Genomic DNA, 17355 nt, shown 5'->3' on the forward strand with positions numbered 1-17355 from the left:
TCCACTTCTCCAGGAGTTCCAGAAAGGTCAGCAGCTTTTTCCTCACCGGCGCGGCGAGATCGAGCCCCATCTCGCTTAGACCCTGCTGCAACCGCTTCTCGAGTTTCATGCCTCCCGCCCTTTGCTTGATATTGGTTTACGGGTTCCCGGTCCCGCAATTTATCGATCCGGCACGAATCCTCCGGGGGATGAAAGCGCAGAAAAATATTCTATGCCTTCGTGACAGCAACATTATGCCGGATCAATAAATGAAAATCGTTATGATAAACGGATTATTGAGGTGGGATGAGCCAGCTTGAAAAGCCACCGCCCTAAAGCTCATGTTCCAAGCTTCGGATAATCCGCTCGACCGCCTCAATAATCCCTTCATCCCCCCGGCCGCTATCCTGAACCCGAACCGTGGACTAAGCTGGCCAGAAATGGGCGCAAACAAGAAGATTATCATCAAGGCATCGTTGCTGGCCCTCATTGCGGGCGGCCTTTGGACCCCATTCTACGCACAGGCAGCTGACATCGGCCAACCGTCGGCAGCGGACGGGCAGGTGATGACGGACACTCAAACCGCCGAGGCCAGGGCAAAACCCGCGGTGGCCATCGCCGGCCGGGTCACGCGTGCCCTGTTCACCCGCAAGGTAAAAGACCTCGAGCCGGTAGATACCGTTTCAGTCCTTACTAACGACAAAACCCGCATCACCTATTTCACGGAAATCCACGGCATGGCTGGGCAGACCATCACGCATCGGTGGGAATTTAACGGCAAGGTTTTGCTGGAAAAAAAACATGAGGTGGGTTCTTCACACTGGCGGGCCTATACGAGCAAAACGCTCGATCCCACGTGGCTCGGCGAATGGAAAGCTTCCGTGGTAGATGCCGCCGGCGGCACGCTCAGCGTGAACACCTTCACGTATATGAGGAAATCCGATGCCGGGTCCACGCCGGTTTCGACGGCGCCGAACTAACCGGGATGGGTCGCGGACGGCGCCCACTCAGGCACCAAGCACAAACCACCACAGCACGAAGCTGGAGAAAAGCGCCAAGGCAGTAATCACACTGCCCCAGAGCTGTGGCTTGGCGCTGACCATTTTATCCAGATGGTAATGGGGCATATCGAGCGGCTTGGTCAGCTGACGCGTCGAGACCCAGCGGTTGACGGATTCGGCCCAATGCTTAAGCTTGCCGAGCTTGAACAGCGACATGAGACCCACCACGATGGCCAGGATGGCACCCAGCAGGATTACCGTGATCAGGGTGATCCATGTGAACTCCCACGCGCCGGCCGACAACTTTACACCGCTGTAGAGACGTGCCAGTAACCGGCCGCCGTCCTCGGCACTCACCCCGGAGATGAAAATCACCCCCTTGATCAGGATCAGCGCGGCGCTCGTCAGCATGATCGCGCCGAGCACGCGTGGATAGCGCAGCAGGGTGCGATCAGCCTGGCGCGGCCTCGCGAGCGGCTTGGTCATCCGGCGCGTGGAAATCCAGCGATTGGAAATCTTGAACAGATCTCCCAAGCGCTGCGGCGCCGCGATCATCAGCACACCAATCAAAAAGGCGAAGAGATTACCGAAGATGAGAAACAGGATCAGGTAGTACAGCGTGCTGCCCGGGGTAATCGACACGTGTTGCCTCCTGTGCGTTTCGCCGGCAGCCGTGCCGCCGATTCCTCCATTTTAGCCGCTGGAAACGGACGTGGAGGAATTCGCGCCGACTGCCACAACAATGTGGCGTCTAGGCGCGTTTGCGGCGGCGCAGATGGACGAGCAGCAGCGAAATGGCCGCGGGCGTGATACCCGAGAGGCGTCCGGCCTGACCCAGGGTGGCGGGCCGGTGCGACACAAGCTTTTGGCGCACTTCGACCGAGAGCCCGCGCACGTGGTGATAGTCGAAATCCTGCGGCAGCGCGGTTTCTTCATGGCGCAGGTGCAACGCGATTTCCTCCTGCTGGCGTTCGATATAGCCGGCGTATTTGGCCTGGATCTCGAGTTGGTCAGCCACCTCGGCATCGACCGCCGCCGCGCCGGCACCGGGCAGGGACATCAGCGCTTGATAAGAAACTTCCGGCCGAAGCAGCAGTTCCATCAGGCTGGCGGTATGGGCGAGCGGCTGACCGATTACACGGATCGCGGCTTCCTTGGGCAGCGACTCCGGATGCAACCGGGTTTTCTTCAGCCGCTCCTGTTCGCGGGTTATTGTTTCGGACTTTTCGCAGAAACGGGCCCAACGTGATTCATCCACGAGCCCGAGGCTCCGGCCGATCCCGGTCAATCTCAAATCGGCGTTGTCCTCGCGCAGCGAGAGCCGGTATTCGGCGCGCGAGGTGAACATGCGGTAGGGCTCGGTGACGCCGCGGGTGATGAGATCGTCGATCATTACGCCGAGATAAGCCTGGTCGCGTCGCGGCCACCACGATTCTTTTTCCTGCGCCTGGCGCGCGGCATTGATGCCGGCGATAAGGCCCTGCGCCGCCGCTTCTTCGTAACCGGTGGTGCCGTTGATTTGACCGGCGAAGAACAACCCCGGCAACGCCTTGGTTTCGAGCGTCGGTTTCAGGTCGCGCGGATCGAAATAATCGTACTCGATGGCATAGCCCGGACGCGTGATGACGGCGTTTTCAAATCCCTTGATCGAGCGTACCAGATCCCATTGCACGTCGAAGGGCAGGCTGGTGGAGATGCCGTTCGGATAAACCTCGTGCGTGTTGAGTCCTTCGGGTTCGACGAAGATCTGATGCCGATCCTTGTCGGCGAAACGCGTGACCTTGTCCTCGACCGAGGGACAGTAACGCGGGCCCACGCCCTCGATCACTCCGGTGTACATCGGCGAACGGTCGAGTCCGGCGCGGATGATTTCATGCGTGCGCTCGTTGGTATAAGTGATGTGGCATGACACCTGGCGCGGGTGCTCGGCGCGCGAACCCATGAACGAAAACACCGGCGTCGGCTCATCGCCCGGCTGTGCCGCCAGTGTCGAGTAATCGATGGTGCGGCCATCGAGGCGCGGAGGCGTGCCGGTCTTCAGGCGCCCGGCGCGGAACGGCAGCTCGCGCAGGCGCGCGGCCAGCGCATTCGACGGCGGATCGCCGGCGCGTCCGCCCTGATAGTTCGAAAGACCGATATGAATAAGGCCGCCCAGAAAAGTGCCGGTGGTGAGCACCACGGTCCGCGCACGGAATTCAATGCCCATCGCCGTCACCACGCCGGCGATGCGATCGGCTTCGACAATCAGATCATCGACGCCTTGCTGAAATATCGTGAGGCCATTCTGGTTTTCCAGCAGCGAGCGCACTGCGGCCTTGTAGAGCACGCGGTCCGCCTGCGCGCGCGTGGCGCGCACCGCCGGCCCTTTGCGTGCATTGAGAATACGGAACTGGATGCCGGCGCGGTCGGTGGCCCGCGCCATGACCCCGCCCAGGGCATCGATCTCCTTCACCAGATGTCCCTTGCCGATGCCGCCGATCGCCGGGTTGCACGACATCTGGCCGATGGTCTCGATGTTCTGCGTCAGCAGCAGGGTTTTCGCGCCCAGGCGCGCAGACGCCGCGGCGGCTTCGGTGCCGGCATGACCGCCGCCGATAACAATCACATCGTAAAACTCAGGGTGCAACATCTAACTCTCTGGACGGATGGGGTAAATTGCGGGTAGAGGATCATAAGCCACACGCAGGCGAATTTCACCTTCCGGCGGTTTCGGCTATAACTTTGAGAGGATCGTTCGGTCATACCCGAAAACCCCGATATCACCATAATGTCCCTCGCCCCGGAAAGACAGAGCCAGCCCGCTCATATTCTGGATACGGTTATCCACCGTATCGGCCAGATCGTGCTCGGCAAGGAGCGTCAGGCGCGTCTGTCGCTCGCCTGCCTGCTGGCGCGTGGACACCTGCTGATCGAGGATCTCCCGGGGGTGGGCAAAACCACCTTGGCCCATGTGCTGGCCAAGGTGCTGGGCCTGCACTTCAAGCGTATCCAGTTCACGGCCGACCTGCTCCCGGCCGACATACTCGGCGTTTCCATCTACCAGCCCGAGGGCAAGAATTTTGTTTTCCATCCGGGGCCGTTGTTTGCCCAACTCGTGCTCGCGGACGAAATCAACCGCGCCACCCCCAAGACCCAGAGCGCACTGCTCGAAGCCATGGAAGAGCGTCAGGTCACCGCTGACGGTGTGACACACAAACTGCCCGAGCCGTTCTTTGTCATCGCCACGCAAAATCCGCATCACCTGATCGGCACCTTCCCCTTGCCCGAATCGCAGCTCGATCGTTTTCTCATGCGCATCGAGATGGGCTACCCGGATCGGGCGGCGGAACGCGCGTTGCTCAAGGGCCGCGACCGGCGCGAGCTGGTCGAATCGCTTCAGCCTGTCATCAGCGCCGACAAGCTCGCGAGCCTGCAACAACTGGCTACGCGCGTACACGTCGCCGAGCCGTTGCTCGATTACGTGCAAAACCTGATCGATGCCACGCGCCGCGCCGGCGAATTCGCCGAAGGGCTTTCCCCCCGGGCCGGCCTTTCGCTGCTGGCCGCGGCCCGCGCCTGGGCCATGCTCCATGGCCGCGACATGGTACTGCCGGAAGACGTGCAGGTGGTTGCCCCTTGCGTGATCGGTCATCGCCTGCGTCCCGCGGGCGGAGGCCGCGTGGTTTCCGTCGCGCGCCTGCTCGAGACCGTGCCCATTCCCTGATGTCCACCACGCACGCGCCCAGCGATATCATCCTGGGGCGACGACAGCTGTTCATGCTGCCGACCCGCTTCGGGCTGCTGTTTGCCTTGCTGCTCGTGGTGCAGTTGCTGACCGCGATCAATTACGGCAACGGTCTGGCATATGCGCTGACTTTCCTGCTCGGGTCACTCGCGGTGGTGTCGATGCTCTACACCCATCGCAACCTTTTCCGGCTGCGTCTGGCCGCCGGAATCTGTGCGCCGGTATTCGCCGGCGAGGCCGCCGTGTTCCGGATTCACCTGACAAACGACAGCGACACACCGCGCTTCGGTGTACTGGTGATGCGTGACAAAAAAGAAATCGCCGGCGTGGACATTCCCGCGCGCGGCTCCGCCGATGTCGAACTGCCCATACCCGCCACCCAACGCGGCCGTCTCGCGATCCCGCCGGTGACGGTGGCCACGCGTTTTCCACTGGGCTTGCTCTACTCCTGGTCGCGCCGCGTCGAGCTGGAGCAATCCTGTCTGGTTTATCCGCGCCCGGGGGACCCCGCGCCACGGCGAACCCGCGAGCAGGAAACGCTCGAATCCACACACGGGCTTAAAGCCGGCGGAGATGATTACATCGGCACGCGCGAGTTCCGCCCCGGCGATTCGCCGCATCACGTGGATTGGAAGGCAGTGGCACGCGGTGAAGGCTGGCACATCAAGCAATTCGGCGGCGGTTATCAGCCCACGGCGTGGCTCGACTGGGACACGCTCCTAGGCCTCGACACGGAAACGCGACTCTCCGTCCTCACCCGCTGGGTGCTGGATGCCGAGCGCGACGCAATGCTCTATGGTCTGCGTCTGCCGGAAAAATCCTTCGCGCCGGCGAATGGCGAACATCACCAGCACGAATGCCTGCGCGCACTCGCGCTGTTTGGACTGAAACCATGAACGCGGCCATCACCAGCCGGCCGGTGCTGCACAGCCTACTGGTCGCCGGCGCGTGCGCGGTGGCGCCCCACGCCCTGGAGCTGCCGCTGTGGATCATCGCGGTATTCACCATCGGCGCCGCGTGGCGTTATGCCTGCGAGGCCTTTCAATGGTACCGGCCGAGTCGTCTAGTGCGTCTGGCGCTCATGCTGCTCATACTCGTGGCGGTGTTCCGGCAATTCGGCACGCTGCTGGGGCGCGACCCGGGTATGGCGCTGTTGATCACGCTGCTGGGCCTGAAATTTCTCGAGCTCAAAACCCTGCGCGACTTCGTGGTCAGCCTGTTCGTGTTCTATCTCGTCATTCTCGGCGGCTTTCTTTATTCGCAGTCGTTGTGGCTTGGTGCGTGGGCGCTGGTCGCAGTGGCGGCGTGCACCGCGGCGCTGATACATCTCATGCAGCCCGCGGGCTTGAATATGCCCCAGCGTTTGCGGCTTTCGGGGATCATGCTCGCCAAGGCGCTGCCGCTCATGGTGATTGTCTATCTGCTGTTCCCGCGCATCAGCGGTACGCTCTGGGGACTGCCGGCGGATGCCCACAGCGGACTCACCGGCATGCCGGACATGATGCAGCCGGGCAGTATACGGAACCTGAGCGAATCCTCCGAAATTGCCTTCCGCGTCACCTTCGAGGGCACCCCGCCACCCCTGCGCGAACTCTACTGGCGCGGGCTGGTGCTCACAGAAACCGACGGGCGCGGTTGGCGCCGCGGAACCGCGCAACCCGGGGGGAAGGTTTCATTCGTGTCGCTGGCCGATCCGGTGCGCTATGACGTGACCTTGGAACCCAGCAACAAACCGTGGATGCCGGCACTCGATATTCCCGCCATCAGGCCCAAGGGCGCACGTTACCAGGCGGACTTCACGCTGGAGCACAACGAGCCGATCCACGAGCGCCTAAATTATTCGCTGACTTCTTACACCCGTTACCGCACCGGCGCGCTCGACGCAGCGGAACGCGAACAAGCCTTGCGGCTGCCCGTGAATTTAAGCCCGCGCACGCGGGCGCTGGCTGAACAGTGGCGCCGGGAAAACGGAAATCCTTTGCCGGTGGCGCAAGCCGCGCTCGATTACTTTCACCGGGAAAGTTTTTTTTACACGCTTAACCCGCCGCTGCTCGGCGATAATCCGGTAGATGAATTTTTATTCGCCACTCACCGCGGGTTCTGTGAGCATTTCGCCGCGGCATTCGTGACGCTCATGCGCGCGGCCGGCGTCCCGAGCCGCGTCGTCGTCGGCTACCTCGGCGGCGAACTCAACACGGCGGGGAATTATCTGATCGTGCGTCAGTCCGATGCCCATGCCTGGGCGGAGATCTGGACGGCGGAACGCGGCTGGATGCGCGTGGATCCGACCGGCGCGGTGGCCCCCGAGCGCATCGAACTCGGGCTGGAGGCCGTGCGCCGCTTGGAGCAACAAGGTATCGGTCTCGGCAGCCTGCCCGCAGATGCCGTGCTGCGTGTCATGGAGCTGGGCTGGTTCGAACACGTGGCGCGTCATGCGCGCTGGTACTGGGACCTGACGAACATGACGTGGTATCGCTGGGTGGTGGACTATGGCAAGGAGCGCCAGGAGCGGTTTTTCACGTCACTGGGGCTGGATGATATTTCCTGGAGCCGGCTGACCAGCCTGCTGTTCGTCGGCGCGCTGCTGGTCACGCTGGTTTATGCGTTTTTATTGTTGCGCCCGAAAAAATCCGTTGATCCGGCGCTGGCGCTTTATCTGCGCTTCTGTCGTCAGCTCGCGCGTGCCGGCATGGTGCGCGCACCGCACGAAGGTGCCATCGACTTTGCCCACCGATGTGCACATCGTAGGCCGGACCTCAAGAATCGCATGGATGCAATCACCGAACGTTATGTGCACGTGCGCTATGGCGAGCTAACCGGCGCAGACGAACTGCGCGCCTTCAAACGCGAAGTAACGGCTTTCAGGGCGTGAAGATAATGTGTACGGCTAACTGAAAATTATTGCCAGCACCATGCCGTCTCTGCATCGGCCATGGTTCCATAGGCCTGCGTCCAGCCGTTGAGAACATAGTTATAGGTGCTCACCCATCCATTGGTACGGTAGGGCTTCTGCCTTACATCCATTTTATAACAATAGCGCGTCTCGGCAGGGCCATTGAGCGTCGTGGTAGTGGAATATCTTATCCACAAGTACGGCCTCAGGTAATTCAATTCAATCCCGTTTATGACGCGGGCTAATTCATCCCAAAGTATCGGCTGGGTTTCGGCATGGGCTTTCTGTTGACTGGCATTCACTCCCAGGAATACCAGCAACAAGATCGGCATATAATGCAATTTCATTTGATCCTCCCTGTATCGATAAAATCCTCCGTGTCTTTATGCGCTTCTCGCGACCCGATGTGACGATACTGCTCGCCGTAGCCTAGGTGCTTGATGTCTTAACGGGTCTCACCGCTGAACCAAGCCCGGTGCTTGGTGCTGTCAATTATACGTGACGCGCCGGGACCGACATCGCCCTTCATCGCGCACGTTATTGCGTGCATCTGAAATATTTTTTTGAGCCGTCTCTTGTCGGTGCCGATTCAAAAAACGCGCCGATGAAAATTCCTACACGCGTAGGCAAACAGCCGATGAAAGGCGCAGGCGAAATAGTAGGAAAATAATTTACCGATTCCAAGACCGGCGATATGAATCATGCGGCAAGAAATAAAAACCTACTTGCCAATACAAAAACTGGAAAAAATCCGTCCCAGCAAATCGTCTGAAGTGAACGCGCCCGTGATTTCTCCTAGCGCCTGCTGCGCCAGACGCAGTTCCTCCGCCAGCAATTCACCGGCGCGCGATTCTTTAAGCTGCGCTTTTCCCCGAACGAGATGTTCCTGCGCGCGGCGGATAGCGTCGAGATGCCGCCTGCGCGCAATAAAAGTACCTTCACCCACCGGTTGAAAACCCATGCTTTCTTTCAAATGCTGACGCAGCACATCCAACCCGGCGCCGGTTTTCGCCGACAACGCGATTTCAACGCTGCCCGATATATTTGTAATCCCAGCCGCGCGGCGGCTTAAATCAATTTTGTTGTGGATCACGCTGCGTGGCAAATTCGGCGGCAGAAATTTTTCAACTTCCGCCGGCAAGCAACCACCGGCGTCATCATCCAATACCAGCAGCACGCGATCGGCGCGTTCCATCTGTTCGCGCGCGCGGCGGATGCCTTCGGATTCGATCGCGTCGCGCGCGTCGCGCAGGCCGGCAGTGTCCACGATGTGCAGCGGCATACCGTCGATGTGAATGCGCTCGCGCAACACATCGCGCGTGGTCCCGGGAATCGGGCTGACGATCGCCGTTTCGGTCTGCGCCAGCGCATTCAGCAGGCTCGACTTGCCGGCGTTCGGAGGACCGGCCAGCACCACGGTCATACCGTCGTGCAGCAGGCAACCCTGGCGCGTGGAGTCAAAGAGTTGCCCGATATTGCTTTCCAGCACGTCGAGCTCCCGCAGCATGCGTTCGTCGGCCAAAAAATCAATTTCCTCTTCGGGAAAATCAATCGCGGCTTCGACGTACAGGCGCAGACGCGTGAGCCCCTCCACAAGCGCATGCACGCGCCGGGAAAACTCGCCTTCGAGCGAACGTAAAGCGGAGCGCGCGGCCGTTTCCGAGCCAGCCTCGATCAGATCGGCCACGGCCTCAGCCTGAGCCAGATCAAGCTTGCCGTTTAAAAATGCACGTTCGGAAAATTCACCGGGGCGTGCTCCGCGCGCCCCGAGTTCCAGCGCGCGACTGAGCACCATGTCGAGAATCACGGGGCCGCCGTGGCCATGCAGCTCCAGCACATCCTCGCCGGTGAAGGAATGAGGCGCCGGAAAGAACAGCGCCAGGCCCTGATCGATAGGCCGAGCGGCGGCGTTCAGGAAATTGGCGAAGGTGGCGTGGCGTGGATGCGGGAGCTCGCCGAGCATGGTCTCGGCAATACACCGTGTGGCAGGACCGGAGAGACGCACGATGCCGATGCCACCGCGTCCGGGCGGCGTGGCGATGGCGGCAATGGTGTCGGTGGGGATCACGCGAGCGTGATGCGGCGTTACTTCTTGCCCTCGACGATGCGCGTGATCCGCCACTGCTGGGCGATGGACAGGACGTTGTTAACCGTCCAGTACAGCACTAGGCCCGCGGGAAAGAACAGGAACATGGCGGTGAACATGAACGGCATGATCATGAACACCTTCTGCTGCACCGGATCCACCGGCTGGGGGTTGAGTTTCTGCTGCGCGAACATCGAAACACCCATGATGATAGGCAGAATGTAATACGGGTCCTGCGCCGAAAGATCCTTAATCCACCCTATCCATGGCGCCTGGCGCATCTCGACGCTTTCGAGCAGCACCCAGTAGAGCGCCAGGAATACGGGGATCTGGATCAGGATCGGCAGACAGCCGCCGAGCGGATTGATCTTTTCGGTTTTATATAGCTCCATCATCGCCTGGTTGAGTTTCTGGCGATCGTCGCCGTAACGCTCCTTGAGCGCCGCCATCTTGGGCTGCATCTTGCGCATGTGCGCCATGGATTTGTAGCTCGTTGCCGACAGCGGATAGAACACGGCCTTGATGAGAATCGTGAGCACAATGATCGCCCAACCCCAGTTGCCGAGCAGGCGATGAATCGCCGCCAACAGCCAGAACAGCGGCGCCGAGATAACCGTGAGCCAGCCGTAGTCCACGGTGAGATCCATGCCTTCGGGGAGCGTCTCGAGAATCTTGTGCTCCTTGGGACCTGCATAGAGCGAGACGCGGATTCGCCCGTCAGCACCGGGAGCGATTTTTGTCGGATTAGTGTTTTTGAAGCCGAGTACATGGCGCGTATTATCGAGCACGTCGCTGTAGAATTCGTTGCGCTCGTCCTTGGGCAGCATCCACGAGCCCACGAAGTAATGCTGTAGCATCGCCACCCAGCCGCCGGTGACCTGGCGTTTGAGCGGTTTCTCCGCCATCTTGTCGAGGGGGATTTTTTCGTACTTGTTCTCCGGGGTATAGATCGCGCCTCCCGTGTAACTCGGGGCTACGTTCATGAATCCACCACCGGAAGAGGTGTGCGTGCGCTGGAACTGGCCATAAAAATATCCGGACCATTCACGGCTGCTGGCATTTTTCACCTCGAACTCGACATCGACAACATAGCTGCCGCGATGGAAGATGTAGGTCTTGATGTATTGCACGCCATCCGGTGCACGGAAGATCATCGACACACGCAGATCGCTCTGGCCGTCCGCTAACGAATAGCGCGCTGCTTCGGCGGTGAAGCGGGTTTTATGATTCGGGTACTGGCCTTCGAGACCGATAAGCCCGGACTGGGCGACAAAAAGCTCGCTGCCTTCGTCTTGCATCAGCGGGAACGGTTGCTCCGGCTTGTCCGCCGCGACCGGGTAGTGACGCAGAGCCAGTCCGCGCAGGTCGCCACCTTGAGTATCAATGACAGCATCTATCACATCCGTGCGCACCTCGAGACGCGAACCGCGGGACAACGCCTCGGTTGCCTTGGGGGCAGGGACCGCCTCCGTCGCCACCGCAGGGGCCTGGGGGACATCCGGTGTCGCGCCTGATGGTGTGGCGGATGTTGCCGTAACGGTCGTGGCATCAGGGGGGCGTGCGTTCTCCTGCTCCCATGCCTGCCAGAGCAGCATCAGTACCAGGGCAAGTCCAAAAAAAAGAAACAGACGTTGATTATCCATGTTTGCGTGCCGAGACAGAGCTGGTTCGGGTGGCGGGAGGAACCGGATCATAACCGCCGCGGCACCAGGGATGGCAGCGCAACACGCGTCGCAGCGCGAGCCATAGTCCCCGCAGAATACCGTGGTTTTCCAGGGATTCAATCGCGTAATGCGAACAGCTGGGATGGAATCGGCAATGATTCCCCAGCCACGGGCTCAACAGGTAGCGATAACCGCGGAGGGTGGCTATGAGGATTTTTTGCACTGTTTTTCGACCTTATCCCAGATCTGCTGCAACGATGCGCGTAATGAGATCGACTCAGCCTTGCCCGCACGCGGATTGGCCACCACCACGATATCCAGGCCGCTGAATTTTTCCTTCTGGCACCGGAATGACTCGCGAATCTGGCGTTTAACGCGGTTTCGCACCACGGCCCGAGGCGAAGTCTTGCGGGAGACGACGATGCCTAAACGCCCGTAGGGGTGAAGGTTTGGGGCCGTGTAAACACCGAAAAAATCGTCGCGCCAACGCGTGCTGCTCTTCAGGGTCACCTTGAACTCTGCCGGCTTCAGCAGCCGGTATGACTTGGACAGCCCGCAACGGGCGGTCGTCAAAATCAGACGCCCAGTCGGCGGCGGCCCTTGGCACGGCGCGCGGCCAGTATACGACGGCCGCCCACTGTCTTCATGCGGGCGCGGAATCCGTGGGTGCGCTTGCGCTTGATCACGCTGGGTTGGTATGTACGTTTCATCAGTTCTGTTCTTCTTTAGGTATCGGCGGCAACGGTGTTGCTGCAAAAGGGCGGCAAACTTACTGCCTCGCGTCGAGGTTTGTCAATACATAATTGTCCTAACTGACTGTAAATGCTAAGAGCCAATCATACCTGTGGATAACTCCGGATTATCTGGCTAGACTTCCGGTCCCCGTTTTTGTCCGTTGTGTGGTTCAACATAAAATGCAGTCGCCTGTCTGGAAGAAATGCCTGGAAAGGCTTGAAGAGGAGCTTTCGGCGCAACAATTCAATACCTGGTTGCGTCCGCTGCATGCTGTCCAGGATACACAGGTATTGCGGTTGCTGGCCCCCAACCGTTTTGTCATGGACTGGGTACGGGAACGGTTCTTTGATCGGATTGCTGAGTTGATCATTGAATACAGTGGTGGCGCGCTTAAGGTGCAGGTTGAGGTCGGAAGCCAGTCCCGGCATGTGACGCCGAGCGTCAGAACCCCTGTGTTACCGGCGGAGTCGGCACCATCACTCAAAACCCCGTCTATCATCGGTCGGCTTGATTCTACATTCACCTTTGAGACACATGTCGAAGGGAAGTCAAACCAACTCGCGCGCGCGGCCGCGAAACAGGTGGGCGAAAATCCTGGAGGGGCCTATAACCCGCTTTTCATTTATGGTGGTGTTGGTTTGGGCAAGACCCATCTTATGCAAGCGGCGGGTGATTTGATACTCAAACATCGTCCCGAAGCGAACGTTGCTTACGTCCACTCCGAGCGTTTTGTCTCTGATATGGTAAAAGCCTTACAGCATAATGCGATTAATGACTTCAAGAAGCTTTACCGTAATCTTGATGCGCTACTGATTGATGACATTCAATTTTTTGTTGGTAAGGAGCGCTCACAAGAGGAATTATTTCATACTTTCAATGCTCTACAGGAATCTAAGCGCCAAGTCATTATCACCGCTGATCGTTTTCCGAAGGAACTGATGGGTGTTGAAGAACGGTTGATTTCCCGCTTTGGGTCAGGTTTGATTGTATCGATTGATCCGCCGGAGCTGGAAACACGAGTTGCTATCCTTATCAAAAAAGCCAAACAGGAGGGGGTAGATTTGCATGAAGACGTAGCTTTTTTTATTGCCAAACGAGTGCGTTCGAATGTGCGTGAACTCGAGGGAGGATTGCGGCGCATTTTGGCCAGTGCTTATTTCACTGGCCGACAAATCGACATCTCTCTAGTTAGTGATAGCCTCAAAGACCTTATTTCATTTCAGGAACGACTGGTCACAGTTAATAACATTCAGAAAACAGTAGCGGAGTATTTTAAAATTCGTATCTCCGATCTGCACTCAAAGAGTCGTTCACGCCAAGTAACAAGACCCCGCCAGGTAGCTATGGCACTTGCTAAAGAGTTGACAGAACATAGTTTACCTGAAATTGGTGATGCTTTCGGTGGTCGTGATCATACAACAGTTCTACATGCCTGCCGGAAGGTTTTGGAGTTAAAGACCAAGGATTCCAGAATGAACGAAGATTACAGTAACCTCATACGGATTTTGACAACATGACTAACAGCTTGGTGATAACCCTGTGCACAATGTTTGTAGAATCTCTCTGAGCCGGTATCATTCAGAACTTACCGTTCTTACACACAGAAACCAAGTGCGTTACACACACGGTGCTCAGTTCATTTAACGCTGTTTGGCTAGGATATATAAGCTTTATTCACAAAATTGAGCTTTTCTTGTTATAACAACTTTAAACTATCTTTACTTAGGTAAATTATAGAAATGCAGATCAACCTCACACGTGAGGACTTGCTAAAACCATTGAGCTATGTCGCCGGTGTAGTCGAACGCCGTCAGACACTCCCTGTGTTGTCCTTTGTTCTGTTGCGCTTGCAGGATGGCGAGATGACGTTAACTGGTACCGATCTGGAAATAGAAGTTATCGCAAAGATAAAAGGACTTAAGGGAAATAACGCTAGTGCTGAAATTGCGCTCCCTGCCAGAAAACTTTTTGATATATGTCGTGCTTTACCTGTTGATGCAGAGATTAATATCAAGAGAGAAAAAGAGGGCGACAAAGCCACCATCAAGTCCGGTAAGAGTCGTTTTGCGCTTGCAACTGTCCCAGTTACGGATTTCCCCAACATACAGTCACAACAATGGGAGCAAGCACTTACTATATCTCAGGGCAACCTCAAGAGTTTATTTGAACAGACTCATTTTTGTATCGCCCAACAGGACGTCAGGTACTATCTGAATGGTCTGCTGCTTGAATTTGTTGATAAAAAGCTACGAGCTGTTGCTACTGACGGTCACCGAATGGCGGTTAGTGAAATTGCCTTGGAAAAATCCAATAAGGGTGAGAAACAGGTCATAGTGCCACGTAAGGGCATTCAAGAAATGATGCGTCTGCTGGATGACCCGGATGGCCTAGTTGAAATCCAGATCAGCGCAAATCATTTTCGTGCACAAACCAGTGGTTTTGTGTTCACCTCAAAGCTTATCGATGGCCGATATCCAGATTATACGAAAGTTATTCCTCACTCGCAGTCAAAACTCCTGAAACTGCCCCGTGAGGCCACCCGTGAAACCTTGGGAAGGGTCGCCATACTATCAAGTGAGAAATATCGTGGAGTACGGTTCAGCTTGAGTGATAAATCTCTGCAGATTACAGCGCATAATCCGGAACAGGAGGAGGCGCAAGAAGAAGTGAACGTCGACTACTCGGGAGAAGCTATGGAGATTGGCTTCAACGTGAATTATATGATTGAAGCCATTTCCTCTCTGCGTAGCGAGTATGTAGTTTTCGGCCTTAATGATCCCAATAGCAGCTGTACTCTGGCATCTCCCGAAGCGCGCTATCCCCAATACGTTATAATGCCAATGCGGCTCTAGCAGCTTTCACCGCGAATATGTTCCACGTGGAACGCACCCCGCGAAAATAAAGGTTTCACGTGAAACAGCCAGAACTTAGCCTTCGATGACACAGCCAAAAAAGGATAGTCCATCCGTTTATGATTCAGGCAGCATCCAAGTCCTTAAGGGCTTGGATGCTGTGCGTAAGCGTCCTGGAATGTATATCGGAGATACCGATGACGGGACCGGCCTGCATCACATGGTTTTTGAAGCGGTTGATAACTCGATCGACGAGGCACTAGCAGGGTTCTGTAATCGTGTCATGGTAACCATACACGCGAACAGTTCCATAACTGTTTCAGATAATGGCCGCGGTATTCCAACCGATGTAATCCCCGAAGAAGGGCGGTCTGCGGCGGAAGTGGTAATGACTGTATTGCATGCCGGTGGCAAGTTCGATCAAAACTCCTACAAGGTTTCTGGAGGTCTCCACGGTGTGGGTATTTCTGTGGTTAACGCCCTATCCGAACTGCTTGAGCTCACTATCCGCCGCGGCGGCAAAGTTTACTATCAGAAATACATGCTGGGCGAACCGCAAGCGCCTCTTAAAACAATTGGGGAGAGCAGCGAAACGGGGACGGATGTTCGATTCAAACCCAGCAGCAAAATCTTCGGCAATACGACATTTAATTATGACATCCTGGCAAAAAGGTTGCGCGAGCTATCGTTTTTGAATTCCGGGGTCAAGATTTCGCTCCTAGACGAACGAACTGGTAAAGAAGACACATTCGAATACAAAGGCGGTATCGCGGCTTTTGTCGAACATCTGAACCGCAACAAAAACCCGCTGCATCCGAAGCCTATCCAGATCACGGCTGAACGCGATCGCGTCACAGTTGAGCTATGCATGCAATGGAACGATTCCTACCAGGAAAATATCTTCTGCTTTACCAACAATATCCCGCAGCGCGACGGCGGAACTCATCTTGCCGGCTTGCGCGCCGCCATGACTCGCACGCTTAATCAGTACATTGAAAAGACAGGTCTGGCTAAAAAAGAAAAAGTCGACATTAGCGGTGACGATGCTCGCGAAGGCCTAACGGCCGTGCTTTCCGTCAAGGTACCCGACCCAAAATTTTCCTCACAGACCAAGGATAAGCTGGTCTCATCAGAAGTGAAGGGAGTCGTTGAATCCATAATAAACGATAAACTCTCTGAATTTCTTGAGGAAAATCCATCCGATGCGCGCGCCATCGCCATCAAGATTGTCGATGCGGCGCGGGCACGCGAAGCGGCCCGTAAAGCCCGGGAAATGACACGGCGTAAAGGAATCATGGATGTGGCTGGTCTTCCGGGAAAACTGGCTGACTGCCAGGAACGTGATCCGGCCAAATGCGAACTGTATCTGGTCGAGGGTGACTCCGCCGGTGGATCCGCCAAACAGGCACGCGATCGCAAGTTTCAAGCGGTACTTCCTCTCAAGGGCAAGATTCTGAATGTCGAGCGTGCACGCTTCGACAAAATGCTGTCTTCCACCGAAGTGGCCACCCTGATCACAGCGCTAGGGACGGGGATAGGAAATAATGACTTTGATATCAATAAGTTAAGATATCATCGGGTAATTTTGATGACTGATGCCGATGTAGACGGCTCACACATCCGGACCCTGCTCCTGACTTTTTTCTACCGACAAATGGGCGAATTGATTAGCCGTGGTCATGTCTACATTGCTCAGCCGCCATTATTCAAAATCAAGCAGGGGAAACAGGAGCGCTATCTCAAGGACGAAAACGAACTACAGGAATTCTTGCTCGAAGCCGCATTGACGGACGCTGTGCTGTTTGCGGCGGGTGGCCAGGAAGTGAAGGGAACCGAGCTCGCCAATCTTTGCCGCAGTTATCTTGCCGTGGAACAGACGATAAAACGCCTGTCACGCCGTTACGACGCCGAAGCGCTGCGTCGTCTAATCTACATGCCGCGTATCACGTCTGAACTGCTCAAAAACAAAAAGCAGGCTGAGAAGATCGTACAGGATTTGCAGAGTCGGTTGTCCACCGATGCCGGTCATCGCAGCCGTTATGAAGTGACGCTGGGCATTGACACACGCAATAATCTGCATGAAATGAGCGTGTTGCGGCATGAGCACGGCACGGCCACACGTACCAAGATCGACGCCGAATTTGTCTCCTCCGGCGAGTATGCCTCGATGCGAGCACTGGGCGAGCGCCTGGAAAAATATTTTACCGCCGAGGCTACCATCCAGCGTGCTGACAAAAATCAGAAAGTAATGAACATCAATGACATGTTGGAATGGCTAATGGCCGAAGCGCGCCGCGGTCAGACCATTCAGCGCTACAAAGGCTTGGGCGAAATGAATCCAGAGCAGCTGTGGGAAACCACCATGGATATCAGCGCCCGACGTTTGCTTAAAGTGAACGTGGATGACGCCGTCGCCGCAGA

Annotated in this window: 15 protein-coding genes; 7 read left to right on the forward strand and 8 right to left on the reverse strand. The window is 56.9% G+C overall.

Annotation, left to right across the window (positions count from 1 at the left end; translation table 11 throughout):
- Nucleotides 1-320: 320 nt before the first annotated feature.
- Nucleotides 321-959 carry a DUF2914 domain-containing protein gene (locus tag ACC569_RS10150; RefSeq protein WP_372523408.1) on the forward strand — a complete coding sequence of 213 codons (639 nt, stop codon included), beginning with the start codon at nt 321-323 and terminating at the stop codon, nt 957-959.
- A 27-nt stretch (nt 960-986) separates the two neighbouring features.
- Here the strand turns inward: ACC569_RS10150 and ACC569_RS10155 are convergent, their stop codons facing one another.
- Nucleotides 987-1622: a hypothetical protein gene (locus ACC569_RS10155; protein ID WP_372523409.1), complete on the reverse strand. Its 636-nt coding sequence runs from the start codon at nt 1620-1622 to the stop codon at nt 987-989.
- Nucleotides 1623-1731: 109 nt separating this feature from the next.
- Entirely contained in the window at nt 1732-3609 is a 1878-nt protein-coding gene (gene mnmG, locus ACC569_RS10160; protein WP_372523410.1) for a tRNA uridine-5-carboxymethylaminomethyl(34) synthesis enzyme MnmG, read from the reverse strand.
- Between the two features lie 138 nt (nt 3610-3747).
- Here mnmG and ACC569_RS10165 point away from each other — a divergent pair, with 138 nt between their 5' ends.
- Genes ACC569_RS10165 through ACC569_RS10175 form a run of 3 tightly spaced genes read left to right on the forward strand, consistent with a single transcriptional unit; the run spans nt 3748 to nt 7576 of the window.
- On the forward strand, nt 3748-4683 hold the full coding sequence (locus tag ACC569_RS10165) for an AAA family ATPase (protein WP_372523411.1): 936 nt from the start codon (nt 3748-3750) through the stop codon (nt 4681-4683).
- Nucleotides 4683-5600 carry a DUF58 domain-containing protein gene (locus ACC569_RS10170; protein WP_372523412.1) on the forward strand — a complete coding sequence of 306 codons (918 nt, stop codon included), beginning with the start codon at nt 4683-4685 and terminating at the stop codon, nt 5598-5600. Before ACC569_RS10165 ends, ACC569_RS10170 begins: the two co-directional genes overlap by 1 nt.
- The gene (locus tag ACC569_RS10175; RefSeq protein ID WP_372523413.1) at nt 5597-7576 is read left to right on the forward strand and encodes a DUF3488 and DUF4129 domain-containing transglutaminase family protein; all 1980 of its coding nucleotides are present in this window, start codon (nt 5597-5599) and stop codon (nt 7574-7576) included. The genes ACC569_RS10170 and ACC569_RS10175 overlap by 4 nt, the downstream gene beginning before the upstream one ends.
- A 26-nt stretch (nt 7577-7602) precedes the next feature.
- Here ACC569_RS10175 and ACC569_RS10180 read toward each other — a convergent pair whose 3' ends face one another.
- From ACC569_RS10180 to rpmH, 6 genes are all read right to left on the reverse strand, one after another.
- On the reverse strand, nt 7603-7944 hold the full coding sequence (locus ACC569_RS10180; protein WP_372523414.1) for a hypothetical protein: 342 nt from the start codon (nt 7942-7944) through the stop codon (nt 7603-7605).
- Nucleotides 7945-8318: 374 nt separating this feature from the next.
- Nucleotides 8319-9665 carry a tRNA uridine-5-carboxymethylaminomethyl(34) synthesis GTPase MnmE gene (gene mnmE / locus ACC569_RS10185; protein WP_372523415.1) on the reverse strand — a complete coding sequence of 449 codons (1347 nt, stop codon included), beginning with the start codon at nt 9663-9665 and terminating at the stop codon, nt 8319-8321.
- A gap of 17 nt (nt 9666-9682) precedes the next feature.
- On the reverse strand, nt 9683-11326 hold the full coding sequence (gene yidC / locus ACC569_RS10190; protein WP_372523416.1) for a membrane protein insertase YidC: 1644 nt from the start codon (nt 11324-11326) through the stop codon (nt 9683-9685).
- Entirely contained in the window at nt 11319-11570 is a 252-nt protein-coding gene (gene yidD / locus ACC569_RS10195; RefSeq protein WP_372523417.1) for a membrane protein insertion efficiency factor YidD, read from the reverse strand. The genes yidC and yidD overlap by 8 nt, the downstream gene beginning before the upstream one ends.
- Nucleotides 11552-11920 carry a ribonuclease P protein component gene (gene rnpA / locus ACC569_RS10200; RefSeq protein WP_372523418.1) on the reverse strand — a complete coding sequence of 123 codons (369 nt, stop codon included), beginning with the start codon at nt 11918-11920 and terminating at the stop codon, nt 11552-11554. Before rnpA ends, yidD begins: the two co-directional genes overlap by 19 nt.
- A gap of 2 nt (nt 11921-11922) precedes the next feature.
- Nucleotides 11923-12057: a 50S ribosomal protein L34 gene (gene rpmH, locus ACC569_RS10205; protein WP_372523419.1), complete on the reverse strand. Its 135-nt coding sequence runs from the start codon at nt 12055-12057 to the stop codon at nt 11923-11925.
- A 204-nt stretch (nt 12058-12261) separates the two neighbouring features.
- Between rpmH and dnaA the strand changes: the two genes are divergently transcribed.
- The 3 genes from dnaA to gyrB form a co-directional block, all read left to right on the forward strand.
- Entirely contained in the window at nt 12262-13599 is a 1338-nt protein-coding gene (gene dnaA / locus ACC569_RS10210) for a chromosomal replication initiator protein DnaA (RefSeq protein WP_372523420.1), read from the forward strand.
- A 222-nt stretch (nt 13600-13821) separates the two neighbouring features.
- Nucleotides 13822-14934, forward strand: a complete 1113-nt coding sequence (gene dnaN, locus ACC569_RS10215) for a DNA polymerase III subunit beta (RefSeq protein WP_372523421.1) — start codon at nt 13822-13824, stop codon at nt 14932-14934.
- Nucleotides 14935-15019: 85 nt separating this feature from the next.
- A partial coding sequence (gene gyrB, locus ACC569_RS10220) for a DNA topoisomerase (ATP-hydrolyzing) subunit B (RefSeq protein ID WP_372523422.1) occupies nt 15020-17355 on the forward strand: 2336 nt, incomplete at its 3' end.

Source organism: Sulfuricaulis sp. (assembly GCF_041499725.1).
Taxonomy (GTDB): Bacteria; Pseudomonadota; Gammaproteobacteria; order Acidiferrobacterales; family Sulfurifustaceae; genus Sulfuricaulis.

Bases quoted from the DNA above. Each gene is read 5' to 3' on its own strand.
- dnaA (WP_372523420.1), top strand. From the start codon at position 12,262: ATGCAGTCGCCTGTCTGGAAGAAATGCCTGGAAAGGCTTGAAGAGGAG.
- rpmH (WP_372523419.1), bottom strand. From the start codon at position 12,057: ATGAAACGTACATACCAACCCAGCGTGATCAAGCGCAAGCGCACCCAC.
- ACC569_RS10150 (WP_372523408.1), top strand. From the start codon at position 321: ATGTTCCAAGCTTCGGATAATCCGCTCGACCGCCTCAATAATCCCTTC.
- dnaN (WP_372523421.1), top strand. From the start codon at position 13,822: ATGCAGATCAACCTCACACGTGAGGACTTGCTAAAACCATTGAGCTAT.
- mnmG (WP_372523410.1), bottom strand. From the start codon at position 3,609: ATGTTGCACCCTGAGTTTTACGATGTGATTGTTATCGGCGGCGGTCAT.
- ACC569_RS10170 (WP_372523412.1), top strand. From the start codon at position 4,683: ATGTCCACCACGCACGCGCCCAGCGATATCATCCTGGGGCGACGACAG.
- ACC569_RS10175 (WP_372523413.1), top strand. From the start codon at position 5,597: ATGAACGCGGCCATCACCAGCCGGCCGGTGCTGCACAGCCTACTGGTC.
- yidC (WP_372523416.1), bottom strand. From the start codon at position 11,326: ATGGATAATCAACGTCTGTTTCTTTTTTTTGGACTTGCCCTGGTACTG.
- ACC569_RS10180 (WP_372523414.1), bottom strand. From the start codon at position 7,944: ATGAAATTGCATTATATGCCGATCTTGTTGCTGGTATTCCTGGGAGTG.
- ACC569_RS10165 (WP_372523411.1), top strand. From the start codon at position 3,748: ATGTCCCTCGCCCCGGAAAGACAGAGCCAGCCCGCTCATATTCTGGAT.